The sequence below is a fragment of the Serratia sp. 506_PEND genome (assembly GCF_001076875.1).
Lineage (GTDB): Bacteria > Pseudomonadota > Gammaproteobacteria > Enterobacterales > Enterobacteriaceae > Serratia > Serratia marcescens.
On the sequence record NZ_JVEL01000160.1, the window covers coordinates 1 to 1,614 of the forward strand.

The following is a 1,614-nucleotide window of genomic DNA, read 5'->3' on the forward strand; positions in this document are numbered from 1 at the left end:
AATTTGAACAAACCCAGGTCTTGTCTCACAATGAACGTTGTTCGCTATGCATTTCTTCGTTTGATTTGGGGAATGCGCTCGCTGCGGCGAAAAACCGTAGCGAATTTCAACCATAACATTGCATGGAGAGTAATTTATGAAGCTGTTTAAAACCCTTTCAGCCTTGTGCATGGCAGCCGTTGTGGCGGTCGCGGTGAGCGCTTGCGCGCCGACGGCAAAATCAGAGGGAACAGGCGGTTATATCGATGACACCGTGGTCACCACCAAAGTGAAATCGGCGTTGCTGGCGGATAAAAACATCAAGTCACGCGAGATCAGCGTAGAAACCTTTAAAGGGCGCGTACAGCTGAGCGGCTTCGTGACCTCCAGCGATGACGCCAACCGTGCGGTGCAGGTCACACGCGGCGTGGCCGGCGTGAAATCGGTTGAAAACGTGATGCAGGTTAAATAATACCGACACAGGGAGGCGCAACGCCTCCCTGCTTGCGGCCTTCATCAGAAGCGGTAACCCGCCCCGAACATGAACACCCACGGATCCAGACGCGTATCGAAGCTGTGGTGCCCACCGTTCGCATCGTTGAAGCGAGTTTTGGTTTCGATGTTCATCCACCACACCGACATGTTCAGCATCCAGTGCTCATCCAGGTTGTAATCCAGGCCGGCCTGCGCCGCCACGCCCCAGGAATCTTTCAGATCTAGGTCGCTCAACCCGGCGCTTTTGCCGTAGTCGTTGAACTTCTCGTCGAAGAAGGTGGTGTAGTTAACGCCAACGCCCAGGTAAGGACGCAGTTTGTCCTGCTTGTCGCCGAAATAGTATTGCGCCATCAGCGTAGGCGGCAGTTGGTGAACGGTCGCCAAATCAGTGCCGCCCAGCGTCACCTTGTGGCGGAATGGCGTTGCGGCCAACAACTCAACGCCGATGTTGTCCGTCACCATGTAACCGAAGGTCAGACCGAGCTGAGTGTTGTTTTTCGCATCCAGCGAACCTAACCCCAGTACGTTGTCCGAACCTGCATTTGGACGCACCGTCGCGGTGCCCGCGCGGAACAGGAAATCACCGGCCTGATGCGCACTTGCCAACATAGGCGCCATCATCGTCGCCAATACCATCAGAGTTGTCTTTTTCATTATCCATTCCATTTGTGTGGTTAATCGCTCGAGGGGGAATATACCTACTTTCGGGTATTTGTGATCCCATCGAGATCACATCTTATGTGTAAAAATTTAAAATCCCACTAAAAACAAGGTTACCTAACCGTCTAATAAATCAAGGATTGATCTGCATCAAAAAAACGATTTTGTTGCAAATTATCTACATGTTCAAATTTCTGTTGCGGAGAAAAATGCGGCTGAGGTAATTTCATTTTCCGTGTTGGTTTTGGTTGGTGCCGTGAGGAGTCGGTGGGCAATCAAGATGAGCGAAATCCTTAATCCCTGTGTCAGCTGCGGCGCATGCTGCGGTTATTTTCGAGTGTCATTCTATTGGGCCGAAGCCGAAGACGGCGGCGGCACCGTTCCCCTTTCCTTAACAGAGCCTTTGACCCCATTCCTGCGCTGCATGCAGGGGACCAACAGCAAGTCCCCCCGCTGTACCGCGCTGGACGGTGAAATAGG

3 protein-coding genes are annotated in these 1,614 nt (G+C 52.5%); 2 read left to right on the forward strand and 1 reads right to left on the reverse strand.

Annotated elements, in window-relative coordinates:
- Window positions 1-136: 136 nt before the first annotated feature.
- Entirely contained in the window at window positions 137-451 is a 315-nt protein-coding gene (locus ADK28_RS04095; RefSeq protein WP_016927515.1) for a BON domain-containing protein, read from the forward strand.
- Between the two features lie 44 nt (window positions 452-495).
- Here ADK28_RS04095 and ompW read toward each other — a convergent pair whose 3' ends face one another.
- On the reverse strand, window positions 496-1,128 hold the full coding sequence (gene ompW / locus ADK28_RS04100) for an outer membrane protein OmpW (protein WP_016927514.1): 633 nt from the start codon (window positions 1,126-1,128) through the stop codon (window positions 496-498).
- Window positions 1,129-1,414: 286 nt separating this feature from the next.
- Between ompW and ADK28_RS32860 the strand changes: the two genes are divergently transcribed.
- On the forward strand, window positions 1,415-1,614 hold a 200-nt coding region (locus ADK28_RS32860; protein ID WP_161802691.1), incomplete at its 3' end, for a YkgJ family cysteine cluster protein.